8 protein-coding genes are annotated in these 5,057 nt (G+C 56.5%); 4 read left to right on the top strand and 4 right to left on the bottom strand.

From position 1 onward, the window contains the following. Together mdoH and AC2VNK_RS04905 are read left to right on the top strand one after the other, a co-directional pair. Positions 1-1,224: glucans biosynthesis glucosyltransferase MdoH (gene mdoH, locus AC2VNK_RS04900; protein ID WP_486883033.1), on the top strand; the 1,224-nt coding region annotated here is incomplete at its 5' end. Between the two features lie 32 nt (positions 1,225-1,256). Beyond that, positions 1,257-1,673, top strand: a complete 417-nt coding sequence (locus AC2VNK_RS04905; RefSeq protein ID WP_291524603.1) for a tetratricopeptide repeat protein — start codon at positions 1,257-1,259, stop codon at positions 1,671-1,673. 12 nt (positions 1,674-1,685) lie between these two features. Here AC2VNK_RS04905 and AC2VNK_RS04910 read toward each other — a convergent pair whose 3' ends face one another. Beyond that, positions 1,686-2,732 (bottom strand): complex I NDUFA9 subunit family protein, encoded by a 1,047-nt coding sequence (locus AC2VNK_RS04910; protein WP_291524605.1) that lies wholly within the window; start codon positions 2,730-2,732, stop codon positions 1,686-1,688. Between the two features lie 126 nt (positions 2,733-2,858). On the opposite strand from AC2VNK_RS04910, the gene AC2VNK_RS04915 reads away from it, so the two are divergent. Further along, the gene (locus AC2VNK_RS04915; protein ID WP_291524607.1) at positions 2,859-3,272 is read left to right on the top strand and encodes a DUF423 domain-containing protein; all 414 of its coding nucleotides are present in this window, start codon (positions 2,859-2,861) and stop codon (positions 3,270-3,272) included. Between the two features lie 10 nt (positions 3,273-3,282). After that, entirely contained in the window at positions 3,283-3,684 is a 402-nt protein-coding gene (locus tag AC2VNK_RS04920; RefSeq protein ID WP_291524609.1) for a hypothetical protein, read from the top strand. A gap of 109 nt (positions 3,685-3,793) precedes the next feature. Here the strand turns inward: AC2VNK_RS04920 and AC2VNK_RS04925 are convergent, their stop codons facing one another. From AC2VNK_RS04925 to AC2VNK_RS04935, 3 genes are all read right to left on the bottom strand, one after another. Further along, entirely contained in the window at positions 3,794-4,156 is a 363-nt protein-coding gene (locus AC2VNK_RS04925; RefSeq protein WP_291524611.1) for a type II toxin-antitoxin system VapC family toxin, read from the bottom strand. Further along, positions 4,128-4,622: a PilC/PilY family type IV pilus protein gene (locus AC2VNK_RS04930; protein ID WP_291524613.1), complete on the bottom strand. Its 495-nt coding sequence runs from the start codon at positions 4,620-4,622 to the stop codon at positions 4,128-4,130. Before AC2VNK_RS04930 ends, AC2VNK_RS04925 begins: the two co-directional genes overlap by 29 nt. A gap of 99 nt (positions 4,623-4,721) precedes the next feature. Beyond that, on the bottom strand, positions 4,722-4,955 hold the full coding sequence (locus AC2VNK_RS04935) for a prepilin-type N-terminal cleavage/methylation domain-containing protein (RefSeq protein ID WP_486883034.1): 234 nt from the start codon (positions 4,953-4,955) through the stop codon (positions 4,722-4,724). Positions 4,956-5,057 lie beyond the last annotated feature (102 nt).

The raw sequence follows: 5,057 nt of genomic DNA on the forward strand, positions 1-5,057 counted from the left end.
ACCACACCCTTCGCCCAATATTGTGCGCTGCCCGTGTTGCCTGGGCGCCCACCCCTCGGCGGCCCGCTGCTGAGTCACGATTTTGTCGAGGCCGCGCTCATGGCCAAAAGTGGCTGGGAAGTCTGGTTTGTACCCAACCTGTCAGGGAGCTATGAAGAAGTGCCGCCGACGCTGATTGATGATCTCAAACGCGACCGCCGCTGGGCGCAGGGTAATCTTCAACATCTGCGCCTGCTGGCGGGGGAGGGGCTGCGCCCCGCGCATCGTTTTCTCTTTGTCAACGGTGCCATGTCATTTTTAGCAGCGCCTTTATGGGGATTGTTTTTGATCCTGGGTGCGCTGAGCTCTCTGCACTGGGCTAATGCAATCGGTGACAGCAGCGTAACGCCCTTTAACTGGGGCTGGCTGGCCGAGCCCATGCCTTTCTGGCTGTTTGGGGTGACGGCTATACTGCTGCTATCCCCCAAATTTATGGCAGTGCTCTGGGTCGTGCGTCAGCGAGGCCAAAGAGAAAATTTTGGCGGCCTATTCCGTCTGGTGGCCAGCATGTTTTTTGAGAGTATTTTTTCGATACTCATGGCACCGATCCGCATGGCCTTTCATAGTCAGTTTGTGATTCAGACATTGATGGGGCGTGGCGTGCGTTGGGGGGCGCAAGTCCGTGGTGATCAGGAAACCTCCTGGGCCGATGCCTTGCGGTATTTTGGCTGGTGTTCTGTGCTGGGCCTGAGTCTTGCGGCACTGCTGTACCCCTTTCTGGGTATCTGGCATTTTGTCTGGCTGGTACCCATACTCGGGGGGTTGACGGCAGCGGTGCCGATTGCAGCCTGGACGAGTCGGCCAGCACTTGGACGCTGGGCGCGGCGTCATCGTCTCTTCGTTATCCCCGAAGAGGTACGTGTTCCGCCAGAGTTACAGGCACTCAGCGCGGACAGTGTGGCCTATCTGCCCCATATAGAGGGGGATCCCTTCATACAGGTCGTAGTCGATCCCCGCTTCAACGCCATACATACCGCCCTGCAGCGAAACCGCACGGGGGCTTGGCCGCGCGCGGCGAATCTCTGCCACAAAGCACTGGAGCAGGGGCCGCAGGAACTCAACAATCGCGAACGCAACATACTGCTCAGTGATCGTAACTCCATGCTCGCATTGCATCGTGCGGTCTGGTCCACGGCTGATCGGACGCGCTTGACCGTCTGGGGCTTGCAGGGCGACGATCAGTAATCGGCGGATGGACAAATTATTGAGGGTAAGCGATGACTAACGGTGGTAACGCCCTGGATCTTATGGCTCTGGCGGGTATCCGCAGCTTGCGCGACTTGCAGGAACGGGCGCGTGCGGGTGATCCAGTGGCGCAATTCAATATGGGCGTGAAATATGCCGAAGGCATTGAAGTCCAACAGGACTATCTGGAAGCCGCCAAGTGGTATGGCGCGGCGGCAGATCAGGGCGATACACCTGCTCAGTTTAATTTAGGACTTATGTTCTATCAGGGGATGGGGCTGTCCAAGGATTTGCGCTGTGCCTACGAACTGTTCAGTCTGGCCGCAGCGCAAGGGGATAGCCGTGCACAGGCCGGGATGACGGCCATTCTCGGCGAAGTGCCGGGAGATGTCGCCGCAGAACTTATGGACACCTTTGGGCGGGGCGATGCCGGCTCACCCACCCACTAACTGGCTTGGCGTTTAGGGGCGCCGCGTGCGGATTTCCGCCAGACGCTCCGCACGGGCGGCTTTTTTCCCCAGGTAGCCGGGTACCACGCTCTCAATGGCGGTGGCCTGAATATGAAAACCGTCAGCCAGATCGTTCCTGGTACAGACGTTATCCACGGACAGGGAAAGCAAATTGTCGCGCGTGAGCACTTTGCCCGGCAGTTTCTCCATGATACTGGCCTGCAGATTGCCGACAAAATTACAGAGGGGCACGATGGCACGATGGGTGCCAATCAGGCTCTGGGTATAAGCCACCAGCTCACCGAGGGTGTACACCTTGGGACCGCACAAGTCATAGGCCTTGCCATAGGTCTTTTCATCATCAATGGACTGCACGTAGGCACTGACCACATCCTCTACCCAGACCGGCTGCATTTTGGCGTTGATGCCCGCCAATGGGATGAGGAAGGGAATGTTGCGCAGTAACTGGGCAAAACGATTGAAAAAGCTATCCCCTTCGCCAAAAATTACCGAAGGGCGGAAAGATGTGACCTTCAGACCGCGACCCCAGAGCAGCTTGGGTCCATTCAGATAGTTAAAGTGACCCATTTTCGCGCTGTTCTCGCCAGACTGGCGGACAATCTCCTCACCAATCCCCTTGGAGCGCAGATAGGCACTGGGACCGAGGGGGCTGGCCCCCAGAGCGCTCATATGGAGTAGGCGCGGAATGCCCAGATGGCCGCAGGTGTTGGCCACCAGGCGCGGCAGTTCTATGTGGTTCTTCTCGAAGTCACCACGTCGCTCGGGCGGATAATCTTTGCGGCCAGGGTTGTTTTCATTGAGGATGCCGACGAGGTTGATGACTACATCGCGTCCTTCGAGTTGTTTCTCCAAGGCGATGGGGTCATGGATATTGGCCTCAACCACTTCCACGCCGGGAAGCACCAGCAGGTTTTCACGGTTGCGCTCGCGGTTGCGCGTCAGAATGCGTACTGAATGCCCGTCCTGACTTAAACGCTCTGCCAGATGGCGTCCGACAAAACCGCTTCCGCCGAGAATGCAAATCCTATGTATTACCATGACACCTCCTGAAATTATGCGGCCAAGCATAGCACAGCCTTATGAAAGGTGTGGATCGGTAGGCCTGTGTTTGAACAGAGCCCTGCACATAGGCTATAAACGCGGGGTGCTGATAAGGGGGATGGTATGGCGGAATGTTCGATAGAGAATGCATCGCGGTTGGGCGGGCGTTTTGTGGCGCTGGGCGCATTGGTGATGGCCCTGGCGGTGATTTTCGGCGCGGCGGGGGATCATCTGGTGGCCGGGCGGGTGAGTGCTGAGGGGCTGCATATTTACGATATTGCGGATCGTTTTCAGATTTATCACGGACTCGGTCTGTTGTTCATCGGCATGTTGATCCGCCAATATGGCAAACGGCGTTTGCTTTATGCGGCAGGGGGACTGATGGTCTTGGGTATCCTGCTGTTCTGCGGCGGACTCTACCTGCTGGCGCTGACCAGTGACGTATTCTGGGCTTTTTTCGCCCCTGTGGGTGGAACCCTGCTGGTTCTTTCCTGGCTGCTGCTCGCGCTGAGTATGTGGCGGGCATCCGCAACGTAGGGGAATAGTTATGTTAATTGCAACGGGAAATGCGTATGGCAAATACCTGGATTTTGCCGATGCCGAAGTGGGGGATAAGTTTTGGGTTGTGGAGCATGTGCCTTACAGCGGGACGGTAACGGCACTACGGGCGTATACTGTAGCAGAAATTAATTCAAAAACCGTACTGTGCCTTGCTGAAGAAGGTAAGCCGCTCAAGCTGAAACGTGCTTTGCCTCAGGAAAACTGCTATCTGGATACCGACCCCTATTTCCAGAACATTTCTCGGACTTGGCAGATTCATGCGCAGGTGCAGGCGGCGAAACAGCTCGTAAAAGAACACGAAACCATGGACTTTGACCAGGAAGTCATCGACGCGATCATGGCGTGGCAGAAGAGGGTGCTGGCGCGGAAGATTGCAGCGCAAGGATAGCCGTTGGCGTTAATCGCAGGGGTTGTCGTCCGCATCGAATGCAGATCGGTGCTTCGAGGTGAGCGGTGGAAATAGGTTGTGACATGAATTTACCCCATAGCCGCACTCGTCAATCGAACCAGTTCACCACGGATAAATTTGGCACCCGCCCAAACTCACGCAGATTGCGCGTGACGAGAGTGGCATCACACGCCAGAGCCGTGCCAGCGATCAACGTGTCCAGCGGACCTATAGGCTGACCGGTATCCTCCAAAACAGCTCGAATCGTTGCCGCCTTATTTGCGGCGGTCTGGTCGAATGGTGAAATATTCAGAAGATCAATCAGCTGATCAAGCTGCCCACGTCGCTTGGCAGGATCTCTGGACTTGGCGATTCCCGTCTCGATTTCATAAACAACAATCGCCGGAATAGCAATGTCCGACGGCGCAGTGCCCAACATCCGGTCAGCAATCTGACCACTTTGATGTCCCATTGCTGCTGGTGCAGGGATCGGTGCTGGTGGTGCCGGGCACGTAGCTGGTGAAAATGACATCGCCAAAGACCAGCAGCGGATTGACAATGACCCGTTCGCCGGTGATGGGCAGGTCGATATACCAGCCCATTTTACCGCCTGGGGCGCTGGAATAGGTGACGGGATTGCTGGTGCTGGTGCGGGTGTTGTAGGTGGTGCCGCCCGTAGTGTTGGATGCCGTGGTGGTGCTCAAGGTCTGCTGCACGAGACTGGTCCGGGTGATGGGCGTCGTCATGGTGCCCGGATAAGTTTGATTCACGTCCCATACGCCGTAGAGGCTTTGGGTCAGGTTGTCCGTGGTGTCGCTGGAAAACAGCCATTGGCCGGTGCCGAACATGACACCGATCCGCCCCTGGGTGTCCTGAGAGACGATGGGCGTGGTTGAAATGGGCTGACGATTACCGCCGCTGTCCGTAGCTACAAACATGGGGCCACCATACTCCCTGAGCCAGGTTTTTTACGGGGTCAACGCCTCCAAAAAGCAGACGGCTACTGTCCGAACACCACCAGTATAGAACACGTGTTTCTACAAGGGACGCGGAAACCCGCGAAGGCGGTTTTTTAGGATCATGAGTATCCCTATGGATAACAAAATAGCGGCCACCGCAATGGTGATCATCAGTTCGATCAGGGTGAATCCGGCTGCGCCCGTCAGAGAGAGGGCGCGCCAACCTGCGCCGGAGGTGGCGGAGATGAGGAGTTCAAAGGCCTGCACAATGGGCACGCCGGCGTTGATCATGGTGGAGAGCTGACGGACCATCACCACTAGCAGTCTGTCGGATTTTCACGGGCCAGCCTATTGAGGTATAATTATTTATAATTCAATATGATGAGTGAACGATGGCCCACTTTATCGATCCCG

Source organism: Acidithiobacillus sp. TH-A35 (assembly GCF_057473505.1).